Raw genomic sequence first — 18,470 nt, forward strand, 5'->3', positions numbered from 1 at the left:
TCTCAAGCCCCTTTCGGATCGGCCCCGAAGACGAGGCAGGTGTTCTGGCCGCCGAAGCCGAAGGAGTTGGAGAGCACGTAGGACACCCGCGCGTCGCGGGCGACGTTCGGCACCACGTCGAGGGGGATCGCGGGATCGGGCACCTGGTAGTTGATCGTCGGCGGGATGCGACCGGTGCCGATGGTCATGAGCGACATCACCGCCTCGACCGCGCCGGCGGCGGTGAGCGTGTGGCCGATCATCGACTTGTTGGAGGAGATCGGAAGGCTCGCCATGCGCTCGCCGAACACGGCGGTGCAGCTCATGGCCTCCATCTTGTCGTTCTCCGGCGTCGAGGTGCCGTGGGCGTTGATATAGTCGATGTCCTCCGGCGAGAGGCCCGCATCCTCGAGCGCCTGGCGGATCGCCATGATGGCCGGCATGCCGTCGGGCGAGGAGCGGGTGCGGTGGAAGCCGTCGCCCTTCTCGCCGCAGCCGAGCACATAGCCGAGGATCCTGGCGCCGCGCGCCCTGGCCTTCTCCGCGTCCTCCAGCACGAGCGCCGCGCCGCCCTCGCCCATGACGAAGCCGTCGCGGTTCTTGGAGAAGGGCTTTGAGGCGCCCTCCGGGTTCTCGTTCTGCGTCGAGAGCGCCGAGAGCAGGGAGAAGCGGATGAGGGATTCCGGATTGACCGAGCCGTCGGTGCCGATGCACAGGGCGGCATCCGTCTCGCCCCGGCGGATCGCCTCGACGCCGAGCTGGATCGCGGTGGCGCCGGACGAGCAGGCGGTGGAGAGCGAGATCGGCGAGCCCCGGGTGCCGAAGCGGTCGGCCACCCGGTCGGCCACGGTGCCGAAGATGAACAGGTCGTGCCACGCCTTGAAGCGACCGGTGCCGGCGGCCTTCAGGAGATCCTTGTAGGTGATCTCGCCGGTCTGGCCCGAGGCCTCGGCCAGCGCCTCTCGCTGGGGCCATTCCATCTCCACCGGCGGCACCGCGATGAAGAGCGCTCCCGGAAAGCTCTCGTGGCTCAGGCCCGACTGGGCCACCGCCTCCTCGGCCGCCAGCATGGCGAGCCGCTCGGAGAGCATGGGCGCGCAGAAGGGCTCCACGTCCACCGAGTCGATGGTGCCGGCGATCGTGGTGCGCAGGCCCTCCGTGGGAAAGCGCTCGATGCGGTGGATGCCGGATTTTCCTGCCGTGAGGGCTGCCCAAGTGTCGTCCCTGCCCTGGCCGAGGGACGTGACCGTGCCCATGCCGGTGACGGCGACGAGCGGGCGGCCTTTCGTGTCGCGAAGCGCCATAGCCTTCTCCCTCAAGCTCTGGTGATCCGGATGGCGCCCTCGCCGCGCCAGTGCCCGATGGAGGTGACGAGGGCCTCGTTCGCTCCGCCCTGCGCGACAAGACCCGCCGCCAGCGCGACGCCGGTGTGAGCCTGGGCTTCCATGGTGTGGCCGACGAGATCGCCGGTTGCGTGAATCGTCGCGCCAGGCGCGATGTCCTTCAGGGCCGCCTGCTCCTCCTCCGTGATGCCCTTGACGCCCGTGGCGCCCGACAGCACCAGGTCGGGCTTGGCCCCGAGCTGCCGCGACAGGCCGTGAAGCGCGCCCTCGACGCTGCCGGCCTTGCGGCGGCTGCGGTCGGAGGCGACGCCGGCGATGGCGGCCAGAGGCTTCGCCCCGCGCGAGGCGGCGTGCTCGCGGGATTCCAGCACCAGGAAGCAGGCTCCGCTGCCCAGGATCATGCCGCCGCCCTCGGGCCCGCGTTTCCAGACGGGACGGTAGGGCTGCTTCCAAAGGAAGCCGCCCATCTCGTAGATCAGGAGCACGTCGGGCCGCTCGGCGTTGTAGGCGCCGCCCACCAGGAAGATGTCGTCCTGCCCCGAGGCGATGCGTTCGCGGGCGATGCGGATCGCGTCCACGCCGCTCGATTCCTCGCCCATGAAGGTGCGCGAGGCGCCCGTGACCCCGTGGACGATGGAGATGTTGCCGGCGAGCAGGTTCGAAAGCTGCGCGAGAAAGAGGGTCGGTCGCAGGTCGCTCATCAGGCGCTCGTTGAGGAAGACGCCCGGGTTGTCGGCCTTGCGGAGCCCGGTGAGGATCCCCCCGTCGACGGCATAGTCGCGCTCGCCGCCGCCGGCGGAGACGATGAGCTGCATGCGGCCCTTCAAGGCCGCATCATCCTTGGCGCCGGCCGCGTCGAGGGCAAGGCCCGCCGCATAGCAGCCCAGCTTCTGCCAGGGCTCCATCTGCCGCTGGTCGGATTTCTTGGGGATCTGCCGGTCCCATTCCAGCGGGGTTGCCGGATGGACCGGGAAAGGCTCGAAGGCGGCCGTGTCGGTCCTGGGCGCCGCCCCGCCGGCGAGCGCCGCCAGATGCGTCTCCAGGCCCTCTCCGGCGCAGGAGACGATCCCGATCCCCGTGATGACGACGTCCCGCATCAAACGCTCTCCTCCAGGAGGCCGATGCGCCGGGCTTGCGCGCGCATCAGGCCGTCCATGCCTTCGGGAAAGGGCATGATCCGGAAGCGCAGCTCCGCATCGCAGATCGGCTTGCCCTCGGCCGTGATCCTGGCCTTGGTCACCGCATAGCCCGAGCCCTCGTGCTCCAGCTGCGCCGTGACGGCGAGCACCGTACCCGGTCCCACGAAGGTGCGAAAGCGCGCCTTATCGACGCCCATCAGGAACGGCATGTGGGTGAAGCCCATGAGGCCGAGCACCAGATAGCCGGAGGCCTGGGCCATGGTTTCGGTGAGAAGGACGCCGGGCACCAGGGGATGGCCGGGGAAATGCCCTTCGAAGACGGGGCTTTCCTGCGGGACGACGGAGGAGACCTCGATCCGCTTGGTCTCGCGGTCGAGGCTCGTCACCCGGTCGATCATTTCAAAATATTCGAGGCGCATCCGGATTCCGTACCCTATCGCTCCCGGCGGGTTCAATGGGAAGAGAATCCATGAGGCGGGGCGCTTGATGGATCGCCTCTTCGAGCCGGCCCGTTCGGCCGGCCCGCCGGGACATATCGTTCGATCAGGCCTGCTTGGCGGCCACCAGCGCGTCGATGCGCGCCACGAGGTTCTTCAGGACGAAGTATTCCTCGGCCGGGGCCTTGCCCTCGTTCACCTCCTGGGTCCACTGCTCCAGGGGCAGCTTGATCCCGAAGGCCTTGTCGATGGCGAACGCGATGTCGAGGAAGGCGAGCGAGTCGATGCCCAGATCCTCGATGGCGTGGCTCTCGGGCGTGATCTGCTCGCGCGGGATGTCGGCCGTCTCTGAAATGATGCCGGCGACGGTCTCGAAGGTGGACGACATGACGCCGTTCTCCTGAATATGCTGGGTCTCAACGATACAGCGCCGGCAAGCGTTAAAGCCCGGTGTCCAGCCGCTCTTTTCGTCAAGGAGGGTTGTGTCGAACGGCACCCCTTACACGACAGGCGGCAGACCGGCAACCGATTGGTTTCGTCCTCTCCCCCGGCCGGGGGCAACCGCCGGAGGCGCAAACGATTGATTAATCGGCCGCCATCGCCGATAAGGGCCGCCTTCGGAGCGCATCCGAATGATCTTACATTGAGACAGATTGCTGGATCGACGTGTTCAACAGGTTCCTCAAGCCTGAAATCCGCTATGCCCGGCGCATGGCGCGGATCGCCCGCTGGGACCGGCCCGTCGAGGGCGTGGCCGGGCGCCTGCGCGCCTGGGCCCACATGCTCGTCGCCGATCACGGGCTGTTCCGCCTCTTCTACCTCAACAAGCACCAGGTCACCGACCGGCTCTGGCGTTCGGCCCAGCCGGCCCCTCACCAGATCGCCGCCCTGAAGGCGGAGGGGATCCGCACCATCATCAACCTGCGCGGCGGCCGGGAGCACGGCTCCTGGCAGCTCCAGAAGGAAACCTGCGAGCGGCTCGGCATCCACCTGGTGGAGTTCGTCGTCCGCTCCCGCGGCGCGCCGGACCGGGAGACCCTGCTCTCGGCCAAGGACTTCTTCGACACCATCGAGTATCCGGCGGTCCTGCACTGCAAGTCGGGCGCGGACCGGGCCGGCTTCGTCGCCGCCCTCTATCTCATCGTCTACGAGGGGAAGTCCATCGACGAGGCCCAGCGGCAATTGTCGATGCGCTACGGCCATTTCCGCTTCTCGAAGACCGGCATCCTCGACGCCTTCTTCGACCTCTACCGCCGGGAGGGCGAGGCCCGGGGCATCCCGTTCCTCACCTGGATCGAGACGCAGTACGACGCCGAGGCCCTGGAGCGGAGCTTCCGCCCCGGCTTCTGGTCCCATCTCCTCGTCGACAGGATCATGCGGCGGGAATAGCCGCCGTGCCTCAGGAAGCGGCCAGGCTCGGCTCGCTGTCGTCGGAGAGCTGGAGCCGGTGCAGGCGGGCATAGGCGCCCGCCCGGGCGATCAGGGTTTCGTGGGAGCCCGTCTCCGCGATGCGCCCGCCCTCCATCACCACGATCTTCTCCGCATTGCGCACGGTGGAGAGCCGATGGGCGATGACGAGGGTGGTGCGCCCCTTCATGAGCCGCCGGATGGCGTCCTGGACCAGGCGCTCGGACTCGGAATCGAGGGCGCTCGTGGCCTCGTCCAGGAGCAGGATCGGCGCGTCCTTCAGGAAGGCGCGGGCGAGCGAGATGCGCTGGCGCTCGCCGCCGGACAGGCGCCCGCCGCCGGGGCCGACCACGGTGTCGTAGCCCTCCGGGAGCCGCATGATGAAGTCGTGGGCGGCGGCTGCCTTGGCCGCCTCCAGGATCTCCTCCTCGGTCGCCTGCGGCCGGCCGAAGGCGATGTTCGCCCGCACCGTGTCGTCGAAGAGGATCACGTCCTGGCTCACCACCGCGATGGACCCGCGCAGGCTCGCCAGGGACACGTCCCGGACATCCTGGCCGTCGATCAGCACGGCTCCCCCGGTGACATCGTAAAGACGCGGCACGAGGGAGAGCAGGGTGGACTTGCCCGAGCCCGAACGGCCCACGAGGGCGGTCGTCTGGCCCGCCTCCGCAACGAGGTCCACATGGCTGAGGGCCGCGGCGTCCCCGGTATAGGAGAAGGACAGGTTCGAGAAGCGGATCTCCCCGCCCGCCAGCTGGAGCGGCCGGGCGCCGGGCCGGTCCTGGATCCGGGGGGCCTCGTCCATCACGTCGAAGGTGCGCTGCAGGGCGGCTGCGGCCTCCTGCACGATGGCATTGAGGTTTCCAAGCGCCCGGATGGGCTGCGCCGCCATGACGAGGGCGCTGACGAAGCCCGTGAAGTCGCCGACCGTGCTGCTGCCGGAGAGAATCCGCTGGCCGATCAGCATCAGCACGATGGCCACCGCGACGCCGCCGCCGGTCTCGAGCAGGGGATCCATTCGCCCGCGGGCGTTCGCGGCCTTCATCTTCAGGTCGCGCACATCGTCGAAGGTCTTGGCCGCCCGGCCCTTGAGGTAGCTCTCGAGCCGGTAGGTCTTGGCGATGCGGGTGCCGGCGAGGCTCTCGGTGATGAGGCTCGCCATCAGCCCCGTCTGCTCCTGGGTGGAGGCCGCCACCCGGCGCAGCTTGCGGCCGATCTTTTCCACAGGATAGGCGAAGAAGGGCGCGACGACGGCCGCCACCAGGGTCAGGACCGGGTCGATCCAGAGCATCGCGGCAACCAGGGCGATGATGGTGGTGATCTCGCGCAGGAACACGGTCGAGAGGCGGGTGAGGGCCTCCCGGATGAAGGCGAAGTCCGTGGTGAAGCGCTGGGTGAGCGCCGCCGGGCTCTCACGCCCGATCTGGGCGAGGTCGGCCTCGATCATGTGCCCGTAGAGGGCCGTCTGCATGTCGGCTTCGATGCGCGTCACCACCTTGTTGGTGAGGATCGTGAGCGCGAGCAGGGAAAAGCCCTTCACCGAGGTGACGGCGATCACGAAGAGCGGCGCCAGCATGATCGCATGGGCGTCCTTGGCGTCGAAGGCGTCGAAGGCCGCCTTGATCAGCACCGGATAGAGGCCCGTCGCCCCCGAGACCAGGGCCACCAGCAGCAGCACGAGGCCGAGCGTCTTCCTGTGCGGGCGCATCCAGTCGCGCCACAGGCGGCCGATCAGGGGAAGGGTGTCGCCTCGCAGGAGGCTCTTGCGCGCCATGGGCTCTATGAAACTCTTGTCCGAAGGCTTGCGGTTAGCATGTGAACCGTCGCTCCGCAAACCCCGAGCCGGGCCTCCCGCGCGAAGCGACGAGGAATCGCACCCTTCAGACGGCCCGCAGGTGCCGGATCGGCCGGCCCGGCGCGATCATCTCGGCGGCGGCGATGATGCCCTGGGCGTCGATGCCGAAATGCCGGTAGAGGTCGCGGATCGTCCCTGTCTGGCCGAAATGCTCCACGCCCAGCGAGCGGGTGCGGTGGCCCATCACGGAGCCCATCCAGGCGAGCGTCGCCGGATGGCCGTCGATCACCGTCACGAGCCCGCAATGGGCCGGCACCTCGGCGAGAAGCCGCTCCACATGGGAACGGGCGTGGACGAGGCCGCGCTCGCGGGCGCGCTGGGCCGCCGTCCAGCCCGCATTGAGCCGGTCGGCCGACGTGATGGCCAAGAGCCCGACATCGCGCCGGTCCTCGGCCATCAGCCCCACCGCCTCGATCGCCTCGGGCGCCACCGCACCGGTATAGGCAACGACGACCTGGGCGTTCGGCCCGGGCTTCCGCAGCCAGTAGGCGCCGGCCATGATGTCGTCGGCCAGCTCTGCTGTCATTTCGCGCTGCGGCTGCTCGAGGGTGCGGGTGGAGAGGCGAAGATAGACCGAGCCGCCGGTCTCGTCGCGCAGCCAGGTCCTCTCGTTCGGCTCCCCCTCCCCGCTCTTCTGCATGTAATCGAAGGCCCAGCGCATGATGACGGCGAGTTCGTCCACGAAGGCCGGTTCGAAGGAGGCGAGCCCGTCCTGCGCCATGCCCACCAGGGGCGTGCCGATGGATTGATGCGCGCCGCCCTCCGGCGCCAGCGTCACGCCCGAGGGCGTGGCGACGATCATGAAGCGGGCGTCCTGGTAGCAGGCATAGTTGAGCGCATCGGCGCCGCGATAGATGAACGGATCGTAGAGGGTGCCGATGGGCAGGATCCGCTCGCCGAAGAGGGAGTGCGACAACCCTAAGGCCGAGAGCACGATGAACAGGTTCATCTCGGCGATGCCGAGCTCGATATGCTGGCCGGACGGGGAGAATTCCCAGTTGTAGGTGGAGGGAATCCGCTCCTTCTTGAAGGTGTCGACCAGGCTCTCTCGGGCATAGAGCCCGCGCCGGTTCACCCAGGCGCCGAGATTGGTGGAGACGGTCACGTCCGGCGCCGTGGTGACGACGCGGGAGGCGAGCGGGTGATCGGAACGGGCGAGCTCGTTGAGGATGAGCCCGAAACCCTGCTGGGTCGACATGGCCGGATTGGCCGGGAAGGCAAGCTTTTCCGGCACCGGCACGGGCGGCGCGGAATAGCGGCGGGTGCCCTTCTGGACGAACGGCACCGCGGCCAGGAAACGCTCGATCTCGGCCTGCGGAACCTTAAGGCCTTCGAACTTGTCCCATTCGTGCCCCGGCCGCACCCCTTGAGTCCTCTGCCAGGCCTCCATCTGGGAGGGCGTCAGCATGCCGGAATGGTTGTCCTTGTGGCCGGCGAGCGGCAGCCCGAAGCCCTTGATGGTGTAGGCCAGGAAGCAGACCGGCCGGTCGTGCTCCCGCGCCTTTTCGAAGGCATCGAGCAGGCTCGGCAGGTCGTGGCCGCCGAGATTGGTCATGAGCGCGGCCAGTTCCTCATCCGAGCGCTTCTCGATGAGGCGGGTCACCGGTCCCTGGTCGCCGAGATCGTCGAGGAGGCGCTTTCTCCAAGCCGCTCCTCCCTGGTAGGTCAGGGCGGAATAGAGCTGGTTGGGGCAGGAATCGATCCAGTCGCGAAGCTTCTCGCCGCCGGGCTCGGCAAAGGCTTGCTTCATGAGCGAGCCGTGCTTGAGCACCACCACGTCCCAGCCGAAATTGCGGAAGAGCGCCTCGAAGCGCTCCCACAGGCCTTCCCGGATGACGGCATCGAGGCTCTGGCGGTTGTAGTCGATGATCCACCAGGTATTGCGGATGCCGTGCTTCCAGCCCTCGAGCAGGGCCTCGAAGATGTTGCCCTCGTCCATCTCCGCATCGCCCACGAGGGAGATCATGCGGCCCTCGGGCTTGTCCTTGGCCCAGCCATGCGCCTTGACGTAGTCCTGCACGAGGCTGGCGAACAGCGTCTGGGCGACGCCGAGGCCCACCGAGCCGGTGGAGAAGTCCACGTCGTCGATGTCCTTGGTGCGGGAGGGATAGGACTGCGCGCCCTTGTAGCCGCGGAAGTTCTCGAGCTTGTCCCGCGTCTGCCGGCCGAAGAGGTACTGGATCGCATGGTAGATCGGGCTGGCATGGGGCTTCACCGCCACCCGGTCCTCCGGCCGCAGCACCGAGAAGTAGAGGGCCGTCAGGATCGTGGAGAGGGAGGCGGAGGAGGCCTGGTGTCCGCCGATCTTGAGCCCGTCCCCGTTGGGGCGCAGGTGGTTGGCGTTGTGGATCGTCCAGGTGGAGAGCCAGAGCACCTTGCGCTCGAGTTCCTTCAAGATGCTCAGGTGCCGTTGATCCGCCATAAGGTTCCTCCCGGTTTTGCCGAGATATATGCTGGAAGCTTTTCCGATGCGAGGTCTAAGGCTTGGGAGCGGCCGCAGGAGGTGGAAAAACGAAAAGCCCGCCATCCGGCGGGCCTTCGTAAGCACTCTCAGATCCTGAGAGATTGGAGCGGGCGAAGGGATTCGAACCCTCGACCCCAACCTTGGCAAGGTTGTGCTCTACCCCTGAGCTACACCCGCGCTCCGCGATGCCGCAGCATCGTTGCGAGGCCGTTGATGTGCCCCAAAACGGCGCGCTTTGCAAGAGGGTCCGGGCGATCTTTTCAGCCGGACCCTTGAGCCTGCTTCATCCGGTCGCTAGAAGCCGGGCAGGATTTTCGAAGGTTTCCGTTGGAGTTCTGCCTTGGCCCCTCTCTCCCCGCAGGAGCTTTTGGACCGTCTGTCGTCGCTCGGCATCCAGGCCGAGACGGTGGAGCACGAGCCCGTCTTCACGGTGGCCGAATCGAAAGCCATCAAGGAGCTGATCCCGGGAGCCCACACCAAGAACCTGTTCGTGAAGGACAGGAAGGGCCGCTTCTTCCTGATCTCCGCCAAGCACGACACCGCCATCGACCTCAAGCGCGCCCACGAGGCGCTCGGCGCCTCGGGCCGACTCTCCTTCGGCTCCGCCGACCAGCTGCGGGCGCTGCTCGGGGTCGAGCCGGGTTCCGTCACCGCCTTTGCGGTGGTGAACGACACGGACGGCAAGGTGACCATGGTGCTCGATGCCAACCTGATGGAACATGAGCGGGTGAACTTCCACCCGCTGGTCAATTCCATGACCACGGGCGTCTCCCGGGAGGATCTGTTGAAGTTCTTGCAGGCCACCGGGCACGAACCCACGATCCTGCGCCTGCCGGAACCCCCGGCGGAATTGCCAGACAGCGCCCAAGCTCCCATCTAAGGCATCGGACGCAATCGGCGGATTCCGCTTTCGGGATCCATTTTCCGCACGATGCGCTAAGACGTTCTTCCCACGAATCGAGGATCGCATGCTCTCCGACAAACCCGCCCCCTCCGACGATCTCGTGAAGGACACCACCACCGCAGCCTTCCGCCAGGACGTGCTGGCCGAATCCATGCAGCAGCCGGTGCTGGTGGATTTCTGGGCACCCTGGTGCGGCCCGTGCAAGCAGCTCACGCCGGCCTTGGAGAAGGCCGTGCGCGCGGCCGGCGGCAAGGTGAAGCTGGTGAAGATGAACATCGACGAGCATCCGCAGATCGCAGGCCAGCTCGGGGTGCAGTCGATCCCCGCCGTCTTCGCCTTCGTGCGCGGCCAGCCGGTGGACGGCTTCATGGGCGCCCTGCCGGAAAGCCAGATCAAGGGCTTCATCGAGCGCCTCGTCGGCCCGCTCGGCCCCAGCGCGGCGGAGGAGGTCCTCGCCGAGGCGGACCGCCTGGCCGCTGCCGGGGACATGGGCGGAGCCGCCGAACTCTATGCCGCCGTGCTGTCGCAGGACCCGGAGAACGTCACGGCGCTCGCCGCCCTGGTGAAGCTGCACGTGGAGGTGGGCGACCTGGAAGGCGCCAAGCGCTTCCTCGCCATGGCGCCCCAGGCGAAAGCCAATGACCCGGCCCTGGCCGGGGCCCGGGCCGCCATCGAGCTTGCCGAGCAGGCGGGCTCTCTCGGCGACCTCGCCGAGCTCCAGCGCCGGGTGGAGGCCGATCCTGCAGACCACCAGGCCCGCTTCGATCTCGCCATCGGGCTCAACGCCCGCGGGCGGCGTGGAGAAGCGGTCGACCACCTCCTTGAAATCGTCCGCCGCGACCGCAATTGGAACGATGACGGCGCGCGCAAGCAGCTCGTCCAGTTCTTCGAGGCCTGGGGCCCGATGGACGAGATGACCCTGGCAGGACGGCGCAGGCTCTCCTCGCTCCTGTTCGCTTGAGGCCGCCCTGAAACGTTTGGGGAGATCGGAATGGGAATGAACGCGGTATACCGAGGGCCGGAGGATTGCCCGTCGGTCATTCCCGTCTTTCCCCTTCCCGGCGCGCTGCTTCTTCCCCGCGGGCAGATGCCCCTCAACATCTTCGAGCCGCGCTATCTGGCCATGGTGGACGAGGCGCTGAAAGGCAGCCGCATCATCGGCATGGTGCAGCCCGATGCGGACAATGACGCGCATGCGACCGTGCCGAGGCTCTACAAGGTCGGCTGCGCCGGGCGCATCACGCAGCTCGCCGAGACCGGCGACGGGCGCTATCTCATCACGCTCATCGGCATTGCGCGCTTCCGCATCGAGGAGGAGCTGCCGCCGATCAACCTCTTCCGGCAGTGCCGCGTCACCTTCGAGCCCTTCGCGGCCGATTTCACGGCCCGCGCCGGGGAGAACGAGGTCGACCGGGCCGGCGTGGTGAAGGCCTTGCGCGATTTCGTCGAGGCGGTGCACGTGAAGGTGGACTGGCGCGGCATCGAGGAGGCGCCCAACGAGGCCCTGGTGAACGCGCTGTGCATGATGAGCCCCTTCGGCATCCGCGAGAAGCAGGCGCTGCTCGAGGCGCCGGATCTCAAGACGCGGGCGGAGGTGCTGATCGCGCTTACCGAGATCGAGCTCGCCCGCGGCGGCGCCGGCTCCGACTCGACCCTGCAATAGGAATTCCCAACGATGGTGCCAGACACGACCCAGAGCGAGACCCCCCAGCCCGTGGAAGCGACGCGGATCGACCCCAAGCTCCTGGAGCTGCTCGTCTGCCCGCTCACCAAGGAAACGCTGGAATACGACGCGGCACGCCAGGAGCTGATCAGCCGCCGCGCCAAGCTCGCCTACCCCATCCGCGACGGCATCCCGATCATGCTGCCGGAAGAGGCGCGGCCGCTGGAGGATTGAGGCGAGGTCTCTTCAACCATGAAGGTGCGCAGCATCGATCACTTCGTCCTGGTCGTCCGCGACGCGGAGCAGACCTGCTCCTTCTACAGCCGTGTCCTGGGAATGGTGCCCCGGCAAATGCCGTCAGGCCGCTGGGCCCTTCATTTCGGCGATCAGAAGATCAACCTGCAGCAGGTGGGATTGAGCGTGGATCCGCTCGCCCGCAGGCCGACGCCTGGAGCGGCCGATTTCTGCCTCCTCACGGATGTTCCCATTGCGGATGTCGTCCGCCACCTTGAAGGATGTGGCGTCGAGATCTTCGATGGGCCCGTTGAGCGCATGGGAGCAGCAGGACCTATTCTGTCCGTCTATTTCTACGATCCAGATGACAACATGGTCGAAATCTCGAATCGGCTCCTCTCGCCTGGCTGATGCAGATCGAATCGACATCAGGCCTTTGCGGCAATCGCCTCCGCCAGCGCCAGCACGCGCATTGCCATCTCCGCATGGAGCCGCTCGACCATGCGGCCGCCCAGATTGATCGCCCCTTTGCCCTGATTCTCCGGCTGCTCGAAGGCCGCCACGATGGCGCGGGCGCTCGCGACCTCCTCCGCTGACGGCGCGAAGATCGCGTTCGCGGCGGCGATCTGGTCCGGATGGATGAGCGTCTTGCCGTCGAAGCCGCAATCCCGGCCCTGCTCGCACTCGATGCGAAACCCCTCCGCATCGGAGAGAGCGTTGTAGACCCCGTCGAGGATGTCGATCCCATGCGCCCGCGCGGCGGCGAGGGCCGTCATGAGCCAGGGGAGCATCGCGGCGCGCCCCGGCAGCAGGCGCGCGCGGGTGTCCTTGGCAAGGTCGTTCGTGCCCATGACGAGGCAGGCAAGGCGTGTCTCGGGATCCCGTGCGGCTCTGGCGATCGGCTCCGCCTGGAGGATCGCAAGGGGCGTCTCGACCATCGCCCAGACGCGGGTGCGCTCCGGAGCGCCAAGGTGGCGCAGCCGCCGGCCCACCGCCACGAGCGCCTCCGCAGACGACACCTTCGGCACGAGGATCGCATCGGGCGCCGCCGCAGCGGCCGCAGCGAGATCCGCCTCGCCCCAGGGCGTGTCGAGGGCGTTGACGCGAATCACCAGCTCACGCCTGCCATAGCCGCCGGTCTGCACCGCCGCGCAGACCCGCTCGCGCGCCTCCCCCTTCGCCTCCGGCGCCACCGCATCCTCGAGGTCGAAGATCACCACGTCGGCGGCCAGCGTCTTCGCTTTCTCGATGGCCCTGGCATTGGAGCCCGGCATGTAGAGCGCGCTGCGGCGCGGGCGGATGGCGGTCATGGCGTCCTCATTTTCCCTCCCCCTTGCGGGGAGGGGTTAGGGGTGGGGGTGGTCCGACCGGGTGAGGGTTGAAACCAGTCCAATGCTGTATTGATGTTGAGCTCCAGGCATTAGCAAGTAGCAGTCTGACTTTTCGACCCCCACCCTTTGTCCCTCCCCGCAAGGGGGAGGGAAGATGTGACGGCAAGACGGAAGGAAAATCGATGTGGGTGGCAGGAGTCGACGGTTGCCGGGCCGGGTGGATCGCGGTGCTCATGCGGGTGGACGATCCGCAGGCGCACCGCATCGTCACCGCCTCGACGCTCGCCGCCATCGCCGATGCAACCGAAAAGCCCGAGGTGATCGCCGTCGATATGCCCATCGGCCTGCCCGAGCGCACGGAAGGCTCGGGCCGGCTGCCGGAGCAGCTGATCCGTCCCCTGCTCGGCCAGCGGCAATCCTCCGTCTTCGCGATCCCCTCGCGCCGCGCCGTGAAGGCCGAGGATTACGGGCAGGCCTGCTCCATCGCTGCCGCCACGTCCGAGCCGCCTCGGAAGGTGTCGCGGCAGGGCTTTGCGATCTTCCCCAAGATCCGCGAGATCGATGCGCTCCTGCGCGCCCGGCCCGATCTCATGCCCCGGGTCTACGAGGTCCATCCCGAGCTCGCCTTCTGGGCACTCAATGGCCGCCAAGCCCTTCCTGAGCCGAAGAAGGTGAAGGGCGTGCCCTACGGGCCCGGCATGGCCCTGCGGCGCGCGCTTCTCGGCCGATCCGGCCTCCTGCCGGAACCCCTTATCCATGCGTCCCCGCCCCGCGGCGCGGCCCAGGACGACCTGCTCGATGCGCTCGCGGGGTTGACCGTGGCGCTGGATATCGCAAGAGGTGGGGGACAACCCTTTCCCGACCCGCCCGGCCGCGACGCCCACGGCCTGCCGGTCGCCATATGGACGCTGCGCAGCCCCAAGGTTCACCCATGACCATCACCCGCGCCGAGATCGAACAAGCCCATGCCCGCATCGCGCCGCACGTGCGGCGCACGCCGCTCCTGCATGTGGGCCAGGCCTTCGGCCATGACGGGCCGGTGAGCCTGAAGCTGGAATTTTTGCAGCATGCGGGCTCGTTCAAGACCCGCGGCGCCTTCAACACCCTGCTGTCGATGCCCGTTCCCGCAGCCGGCGTGGCGGCGGCCTCGGGCGGCAACCACGGGGCGGCGGTGGCCTATGCGGCGCGCCGGCTGGGGGTGAAGGCGCGCATCTTCGTGCCGGAGATTTCGAGCCCTGCGAAGATCGCGGTGATCCGCTCGCACGGGGCCGAGGTGGTGATCGGCGGCGCGCGCTATGCGGATGCGCAGGAGGCCTGCGACGCCTACGTGGCGGAGTCGGGCGCCCTGCGCATCCATCCCTTCGCGGCGGAAAGCACCATGATCGGCCAGGGCACCGCCGCCCTCGAATGGGAGCAGGACGGCCCTGCCCTCGATACGGTGCTCGTGGCGGTGGGCGGCGGCGGCCTCATCGGCGGCGTCGCGAGCTGGTGGGCCGGCCGTGTGAAGGTGGTGGGCGTGGAGCCGGAAGGCTCGCGGGCGCTCCATGCGGCGCTGGAGGCCGGAGGGCCGGTGGACGTGGAGATCGATTCGGTGGCGGCCGATTCGCTCGGCGCCAAGAACACCGGCGATCTGGTCTATGACATCTGCCGCAAGAGCGTCGATCACGTGGCGCTGGTCACCGATGCGGCGATCCGCGACGCGCAGAGGGCGCTCTGGCGCGACTACCGCATCGCGTCCGAACCCGGCGGCGCGGCGGCTCTGGCGGCCTTGATCTCGGGGGCCTATAAACCCCGTTCGGGCGAGCGGATCGGCGTGCTCCTGTGCGGGGCCAATGTCGAGCTCGCCCGCCTCGCCGAAATCGCTTCCTGAAATGCGGCAATTTCTGCCGCAATCCTCTCCCATCCGCAGGTCTGTTGCCGTGAACCTTGTCGACCTTGCCGCCCAGAACTTGCTGTCGCCCACGGTGCTGTTCTTCGCACTGGGCCTGGCAGCGGCGCTTGCCCGTTCCGACCTGACGGTCCCGGAAGCCGTGGCCAAGACGCTCGCGCTCTACCTGATGCTCTCCATCGGCTTCAAGGGCGGGGTGGAGGTGGCGGCCAACGGCATCACCCTGCGCATGATCGGCGTGATGGGTGCGGGTATCGTCCTGTCCTTCGCTCTTCCCATCATCGGCTTCCTGATCCTGCGTGCGGTCTCCAGCCTGTCCACGGTGGATGCGGCCGCGGTGGCTGCCCACTACGGCTCGATCTCCATCGTCACCTTCATCGCCGCGACCGAGATCGTGCGCGGGCAGAACCTGCCCTTCGAGGGCTATATCGTCGCCGTGGCAGCGGTCATGGAAACCCCCGCCATCCTCTCAGCCCTGCTGCTGGCCCGCAGCGGGCAGCCGACCAGGAGCGGGAGCGAGGGGCTCGGCCCCCTGCTGCACGAGGTGGGCCTCAACGGTTCGGTGGTGATGCTGGTGGGTTCGTTCCTCATCGGCTGGGCCACCGGCCCCAAGGGCCTGCAGATGATTGCGCCGTTCATCGTCGATCCGTTCCGCGGCGTGCTGTGCCTTTTCCTGCTGGACATGGGTCTCGTGGCGGGGCGCGGGATGCGCGAGGGCGTGCGCCATCTCTCGGCGCCGGTCCTGGGCTTCGGCATCGTCATGCCGCTCATCAGCGCAGCGCTCGCCACCCTCGCCGTCTGGCCGCTGGGCCTGTCCCCGGGAGGTGCGGCCCTGTTCGTCACGCTTGCGGCTTCCGCCTCCTACATCGCCGTGCCCGCCGCCATGCGCCTTGCCCTGCCGGAGGCGAAACCCGCCATCTATCTCACCCTGTCGCTCGGGGTGACCTTTCCCTTCAACCTGTCCATCGGGATCCCTCTCTATCTGGCCCTGGCCGGATTTGTGGCAGGATAGACACCTTCCGGAGGAAGAGAGCGCCCATGCAGACCCATCTGAAGAAGCGCATCGAGATCGTCGTCGAGTATCCGGCACTGCGGCGGCTCCTGGAGCGCCTCGACCGCTCCCAGGTGACGGGCTACACGGTGGTGCCAGCCCTCGCAGGCCGCGGACACGACGGCCTCTGGAGCAGCGAGGGGCTCGCAGGCGATGCAGGTCGCATGATGATGGTGATCTGCATCACCGATCCGGCCCGGCTCGATCCCGTTCTGGAGGAGGTCTATTCGGTCGTAGCCCGCCACATCGGCATCGTCACCGTCTCCGACGTGCAGGTGATCCGCTCGGACCATTTCTGATGATGCCAGCCCTGTTGAGGCTTCTGGCCCAGGGGCATATAAGCCCCCGACCCATAGGAGCGACCACATGTTCCCGACCCGCCTGACCGAAGGATATCGCGCCTTTCTTGACGGGCGCTTCCCGCGCGAGAAGAGCCGCTTCGAGGCCCTTGCCGAAAAGGGCCAGTCCCCGGAGGTGATGGTGATCGGCTGCTGCGACAGCCGCGTCTCGCCGGAGGTGATCTTCGACGCGAGCCCGGGCGAATTGTTCGTGGTGCGCAACGTGGCCAATCTCGTGCCGCCCTTCGAGACGGGCGGCGACTACCACGGCACATCGGCGGCCCTCGAGTTCGCCGTGCAGGCGCTGAAGGTCAAGCACATCGTGGTGCTGGGCCATGCCCGCTGCGGCGGCGTGCGCGCCTTTGCCGACGAGACGGCGCCGCTCTCGCCGGGCGACTTCATCGGCCGCTGGATGAGCCTGATCAAGCCGGCCGGAGAGCGTCTCGGACCTCATAACGGCAATCTCGACGAGTACCTGCCGCGGCTCGAACTCGCCGCCATCGAGAACAGCCTCAAGAACCTGATGACGTTTCCCTGCGTGCGCGTCCTGGTGGAGCGCGGCAAGCTGCATCTCCACGGCGCCTATTTCGGCGTTGCGACCGGAGTGCTGCTGGTGCGCGACCCCGAGACGGGCGAGTTCAAGCCGGTGGTGGAGAACGTGCCGGAGCGCGTCTCGATGTTTTCCGCGCGCGAGGTCAAGGGCTAGGATCCCGGAGCCGCTCTCGGAGCGGCCCACCTCCCTGCTCTCCTACCGGAAACACCCATGGCCACGATTCGCAATCCGATCCTGCCGGGCTTCAATCCCGATCCGGCCTTCTGCAGGGTCGGCGACGACTACTACATCGCGACCTCGACCTTCGAATGGTATCCGGGGGTGCAGATCCACCATTCCCGCGATCTGGTGAACTGGCGGCTGGCCTGCCGCCCGCTCAACCGCAAGTCCCAACTCGACATGCGGGGAAATCCCGACAGCTGCGGCGTCTGGGCGCCGGCGCTCACCTATGCGGACGGCCTGTTCTGGCTGATCTACACCGACGTGAAGCGGCGCCTCGGCAACTTCAAGGACACGCACAACTACCTCGTGACGGCGCCGTCCATCGAAGGCCCCTGGTCCGACCCCGTCTACATGAACTCCTCGGGTTTCGATCCGTCGCTGTTCCATGACGACGATGGCCGCAAGTGGTTCGTCAACATGGTATGGGATCACCGGCGCCGCCGCAGCTCCTTCGACGGCATCCTGCTGCAGGAGTATTCGCCCGCGGAGCAGCGGCTCGTCGGCCCCATCAAGAACATCTTTAAGGGCAGCCCGCTCGGCCTCGTCGAGGGGCCGCATCTGTGGAAGCGCAACGGCTGGTACTACCTGACCGTTGCCGAGGGCGGCACCGCGTACAATCATGCGGTCACGATGGCGCGTTCAAAAACCATCGACGGACCCTACGAGCTTCATCCCGACACCCATCTCATCACCAGCAAGGACGCCCCGGACGCGCCGCTCCAGCGCGCGGGCCACGGCTTCTACGTGGAAACCTCCACCGGGGAGGTGTTTCACACCCATCTGTGCAGCCGCCCCCTGCCGGGAACCCGGCGCTCGCCCCTGGGGCGCGAAACGGCAATCCAGCGGGTGGTCTGGAAGGAGGACGGCTGGCTCTACCTGGCCCAGGGCGGGCAGGTGCCGGCCCTCGAGGTCGAGGGGCCGGATCTTCCCCCGCATCCTTTCCCGCCCGAGCCCGAGCGCCACGACTTCGACGGGGGCGAGCTTCCCTCCCCGTTCCAGTGGCTGAGGACGCCGGAGCCGGAGCGGATCTTCTCGCTCTCGGCCCGTCCCGGCCATTTGCGGCTCTTTGGGCGCGAGTCGATCGGAAGCTGGTTCGAGCAGGCCCTGGTGGCCCGCCGCCAGACCTCCTGGACCTACTCGGCCGAAACCGTGGTGGAGGTCCAGCCCGAGACCTACCAGCAGCTGGCAGGCCTGATCTGCTACTACGACCGCGCCCGCTTCCACTATCTCGCCGTCTCCGCCGATGACGAGGGACGGCGCGTCCTTCAGGTCATCTCCTGCCTGGGCGATCACCCCGATGCCCTGATGACCTATGCGCTCGAGAGCGATCTGCCCCTGCCGCAGAAGGGGCCTGTTCACCTCGGCGTCGATGTCCGTCTGGCGGAGCTGCAGTTCCGGTGGTCCGAGGACGGCGTGACCTGGATTCCGGTCGGCCCCGTTCTCGACGCGAGCATCCTGTCCGACGAGGCGGGTCCCGGCGCCCACGGCTCGTTCACGGGAGCCTTCGTCGGCATGGCCGCCCACGACATGACGGGCCGGGCCCTGCCGGCGGATTTCGACTTCTTCGTCTATCGCGAGGACGCGTCCGAGACGGCTTGACCTCCTCACACGTCTTGAAACGAAAAGGCCGCCCGGAGGCGGCCTTTTCATTTGGTTTTCGAT

General features: G+C 67.7%; 19 protein-coding genes and 1 tRNA gene. 12 read left to right on the forward strand and 8 right to left on the reverse strand.

Translation table 11 applies throughout. The features are described 5' to 3' along the window. Positions 1–2: 2 nt before the first annotated feature. From GR303_RS10680 to GR303_RS10695, 4 genes are all read right to left on the reverse strand, one after another. Positions 3–1,283 (reverse strand): beta-ketoacyl-ACP synthase, encoded by a 1,281-nt coding sequence (locus tag GR303_RS10680; RefSeq protein WP_161721957.1) that lies wholly within the window; start codon positions 1,281–1,283, stop codon positions 3–5. An 11-nt stretch (positions 1,284–1,294) separates the two neighbouring features. After that, positions 1,295–2,419: a beta-ketoacyl-ACP synthase gene (locus tag GR303_RS10685; protein ID WP_161721956.1), complete on the reverse strand. Its 1,125-nt coding sequence runs from the start codon at positions 2,417–2,419 to the stop codon at positions 1,295–1,297. Continuing rightward, entirely contained in the window at positions 2,419–2,880 is a 462-nt protein-coding gene (locus tag GR303_RS10690; protein WP_161721955.1) for a 3-hydroxyacyl-ACP dehydratase FabZ family protein, read from the reverse strand. Before GR303_RS10690 ends, GR303_RS10685 begins: the two co-directional genes overlap by 1 nt. Positions 2,881–3,004: 124 nt before the next feature. Next, positions 3,005–3,286 carry an acyl carrier protein gene (locus tag GR303_RS10695; RefSeq protein ID WP_009490841.1) on the reverse strand — a complete coding sequence of 94 codons (282 nt, stop codon included), beginning with the start codon at positions 3,284–3,286 and terminating at the stop codon, positions 3,005–3,007. A 278-nt stretch (positions 3,287–3,564) separates the two neighbouring features. Here GR303_RS10695 and GR303_RS10700 point away from each other — a divergent pair, with 278 nt between their 5' ends. Then, positions 3,565–4,287 carry a fused DSP-PTPase phosphatase/NAD kinase-like protein gene (locus GR303_RS10700; RefSeq protein ID WP_161721954.1) on the forward strand — a complete coding sequence of 241 codons (723 nt, stop codon included), beginning with the start codon at positions 3,565–3,567 and terminating at the stop codon, positions 4,285–4,287. Between the two features lie 10 nt (positions 4,288–4,297). Here GR303_RS10700 and GR303_RS10705 read toward each other — a convergent pair whose 3' ends face one another. The 3 genes from GR303_RS10705 to GR303_RS10715 form a co-directional block, all read right to left on the reverse strand. Further along, positions 4,298–6,079, reverse strand: coding sequence for an ABC transporter ATP-binding protein (locus GR303_RS10705; protein ID WP_161721953.1), 1,782 nt, complete (start codon positions 6,077–6,079; stop codon positions 4,298–4,300). Positions 6,080–6,185: 106 nt separating this feature from the next. Then, positions 6,186–8,582 carry a transketolase-like TK C-terminal-containing protein gene (locus GR303_RS10710; protein ID WP_161721952.1) on the reverse strand — a complete coding sequence of 799 codons (2,397 nt, stop codon included), beginning with the start codon at positions 8,580–8,582 and terminating at the stop codon, positions 6,186–6,188. A gap of 144 nt (positions 8,583–8,726) precedes the next feature. Then, positions 8,727–8,801, reverse strand: a tRNA-Gly gene (locus tag GR303_RS10715). A 163-nt stretch (positions 8,802–8,964) separates the two neighbouring features. Between GR303_RS10715 and GR303_RS10720 the strand changes: the two genes are divergently transcribed. From GR303_RS10720 to GR303_RS10740, 5 genes are all read left to right on the forward strand, one after another. After that, the gene (locus GR303_RS10720) at positions 8,965–9,504 is read left to right on the forward strand and encodes a prolyl-tRNA synthetase associated domain-containing protein (RefSeq protein ID WP_161721951.1); all 540 of its coding nucleotides are present in this window, start codon (positions 8,965–8,967) and stop codon (positions 9,502–9,504) included. A gap of 88 nt (positions 9,505–9,592) precedes the next feature. Next, the gene (trxA, locus tag GR303_RS10725; protein ID WP_161721950.1) at positions 9,593–10,489 is read left to right on the forward strand and encodes a thioredoxin; all 897 of its coding nucleotides are present in this window, start codon (positions 9,593–9,595) and stop codon (positions 10,487–10,489) included. Between the two features lie 30 nt (positions 10,490–10,519). Further along, positions 10,520–11,191: an LON peptidase substrate-binding domain-containing protein gene (locus GR303_RS10730; RefSeq protein ID WP_161721949.1), complete on the forward strand. Its 672-nt coding sequence runs from the start codon at positions 10,520–10,522 to the stop codon at positions 11,189–11,191. Positions 11,192–11,203: 12 nt separating this feature from the next. Then, the gene (locus GR303_RS10735) at positions 11,204–11,425 is read left to right on the forward strand and encodes a Trm112 family protein (protein ID WP_161721948.1); all 222 of its coding nucleotides are present in this window, start codon (positions 11,204–11,206) and stop codon (positions 11,423–11,425) included. A gap of 18 nt (positions 11,426–11,443) precedes the next feature. Beyond that, positions 11,444–11,836: a VOC family protein gene (locus GR303_RS10740; RefSeq protein WP_161721947.1), complete on the forward strand. Its 393-nt coding sequence runs from the start codon at positions 11,444–11,446 to the stop codon at positions 11,834–11,836. Positions 11,837–11,853: 17 nt separating this feature from the next. On the opposite strand, the gene GR303_RS10745 is transcribed toward GR303_RS10740, so the two are convergent. After that, entirely contained in the window at positions 11,854–12,735 is an 882-nt protein-coding gene (locus GR303_RS10745; RefSeq protein ID WP_161721946.1) for an HpcH/HpaI aldolase/citrate lyase family protein, read from the reverse strand. Between the two features lie 203 nt (positions 12,736–12,938). Between GR303_RS10745 and GR303_RS10750 the strand changes: the two genes are divergently transcribed. The 6 genes from GR303_RS10750 (at position 12,939) to GR303_RS10775 (ending at position 18,407) form a co-directional block, all read left to right on the forward strand. Further along, the gene (locus GR303_RS10750; protein WP_161721945.1) at positions 12,939–13,691 is read left to right on the forward strand and encodes a DUF429 domain-containing protein; all 753 of its coding nucleotides are present in this window, start codon (positions 12,939–12,941) and stop codon (positions 13,689–13,691) included. Further along, positions 13,688–14,626: a threonine/serine dehydratase gene (locus GR303_RS10755; RefSeq protein WP_161721944.1), complete on the forward strand. Its 939-nt coding sequence runs from the start codon at positions 13,688–13,690 to the stop codon at positions 14,624–14,626. Before GR303_RS10750 ends, GR303_RS10755 begins: the two co-directional genes overlap by 4 nt. Positions 14,627–14,675: 49 nt before the next feature. Beyond that, positions 14,676–15,656, forward strand: coding sequence for a sodium-dependent bicarbonate transport family permease (locus GR303_RS10760; RefSeq protein ID WP_343038396.1), 981 nt, complete (start codon positions 14,676–14,678; stop codon positions 15,654–15,656). Between the two features lie 26 nt (positions 15,657–15,682). Then, positions 15,683–15,994 (forward strand): DUF190 domain-containing protein, encoded by a 312-nt coding sequence (locus tag GR303_RS10765; protein WP_161721942.1) that lies wholly within the window; start codon positions 15,683–15,685, stop codon positions 15,992–15,994. Positions 15,995–16,061: 67 nt separating this feature from the next. Then, positions 16,062–16,739: a carbonic anhydrase gene (locus tag GR303_RS10770; protein ID WP_161721941.1), complete on the forward strand. Its 678-nt coding sequence runs from the start codon at positions 16,062–16,064 to the stop codon at positions 16,737–16,739. Between the two features lie 57 nt (positions 16,740–16,796). Continuing rightward, a complete protein-coding gene (locus GR303_RS10775) occupies positions 16,797–18,407 on the forward strand; it encodes a glycoside hydrolase family 43 protein (protein WP_161721940.1) in 1,611 nt (536 codons plus the stop codon). Positions 18,408–18,470: the final 63 nt, after the last annotated feature.

The sequence above is a fragment of the Microvirga arsenatis genome, assembly GCF_009910705.1.
GTDB classification, from domain to species: Bacteria; Pseudomonadota; Alphaproteobacteria; order Rhizobiales; family Beijerinckiaceae; genus Microvirga; species Microvirga arsenatis.

Excerpts from the sequence above, each read along its gene's own strand:
- GR303_RS10735 (WP_161721948.1), top strand. The coding sequence starts at position 11,204 with ATGGTGCCAGACACGACCCAGAGCGAGACCCCCCAGCCCGTGGAAGCG.
- GR303_RS10690 (WP_161721955.1), bottom strand. The coding sequence starts at position 2,880 with ATGCGCCTCGAATATTTTGAAATGATCGACCGGGTGACGAGCCTCGAC.
- GR303_RS10765 (WP_161721942.1), top strand. The coding sequence starts at position 15,683 with ATGCAGACCCATCTGAAGAAGCGCATCGAGATCGTCGTCGAGTATCCG.
- trxA (WP_161721950.1), top strand. The coding sequence starts at position 9,593 with ATGCTCTCCGACAAACCCGCCCCCTCCGACGATCTCGTGAAGGACACC.
- GR303_RS10755 (WP_161721944.1), top strand. The coding sequence starts at position 13,688 with ATGACCATCACCCGCGCCGAGATCGAACAAGCCCATGCCCGCATCGCG.
- GR303_RS10730 (WP_161721949.1), top strand. The coding sequence starts at position 10,520 with ATGGGAATGAACGCGGTATACCGAGGGCCGGAGGATTGCCCGTCGGTC.
- GR303_RS10705 (WP_161721953.1), bottom strand. The coding sequence starts at position 6,079 with ATGGCGCGCAAGAGCCTCCTGCGAGGCGACACCCTTCCCCTGATCGGC.
- GR303_RS10745 (WP_161721946.1), bottom strand. The coding sequence starts at position 12,735 with ATGACCGCCATCCGCCCGCGCCGCAGCGCGCTCTACATGCCGGGCTCC.
- GR303_RS10685 (WP_161721956.1), bottom strand. The coding sequence starts at position 2,419 with ATGCGGGACGTCGTCATCACGGGGATCGGGATCGTCTCCTGCGCCGGA.
- GR303_RS10710 (WP_161721952.1), bottom strand. The coding sequence starts at position 8,582 with ATGGCGGATCAACGGCACCTGAGCATCTTGAAGGAACTCGAGCGCAAG.
- GR303_RS10770 (WP_161721941.1), top strand. The coding sequence starts at position 16,062 with ATGTTCCCGACCCGCCTGACCGAAGGATATCGCGCCTTTCTTGACGGG.
- GR303_RS10750 (WP_161721945.1), top strand. The coding sequence starts at position 12,939 with ATGTGGGTGGCAGGAGTCGACGGTTGCCGGGCCGGGTGGATCGCGGTG.
- GR303_RS10740 (WP_161721947.1), top strand. The coding sequence starts at position 11,444 with ATGAAGGTGCGCAGCATCGATCACTTCGTCCTGGTCGTCCGCGACGCG.
- GR303_RS10695 (WP_009490841.1), bottom strand. The coding sequence starts at position 3,286 with ATGTCGTCCACCTTCGAGACCGTCGCCGGCATCATTTCAGAGACGGCC.
- GR303_RS10775 (WP_161721940.1), top strand. The coding sequence starts at position 16,797 with ATGGCCACGATTCGCAATCCGATCCTGCCGGGCTTCAATCCCGATCCG.
- GR303_RS10680 (WP_161721957.1), bottom strand. The coding sequence starts at position 1,283 with ATGGCGCTTCGCGACACGAAAGGCCGCCCGCTCGTCGCCGTCACCGGC.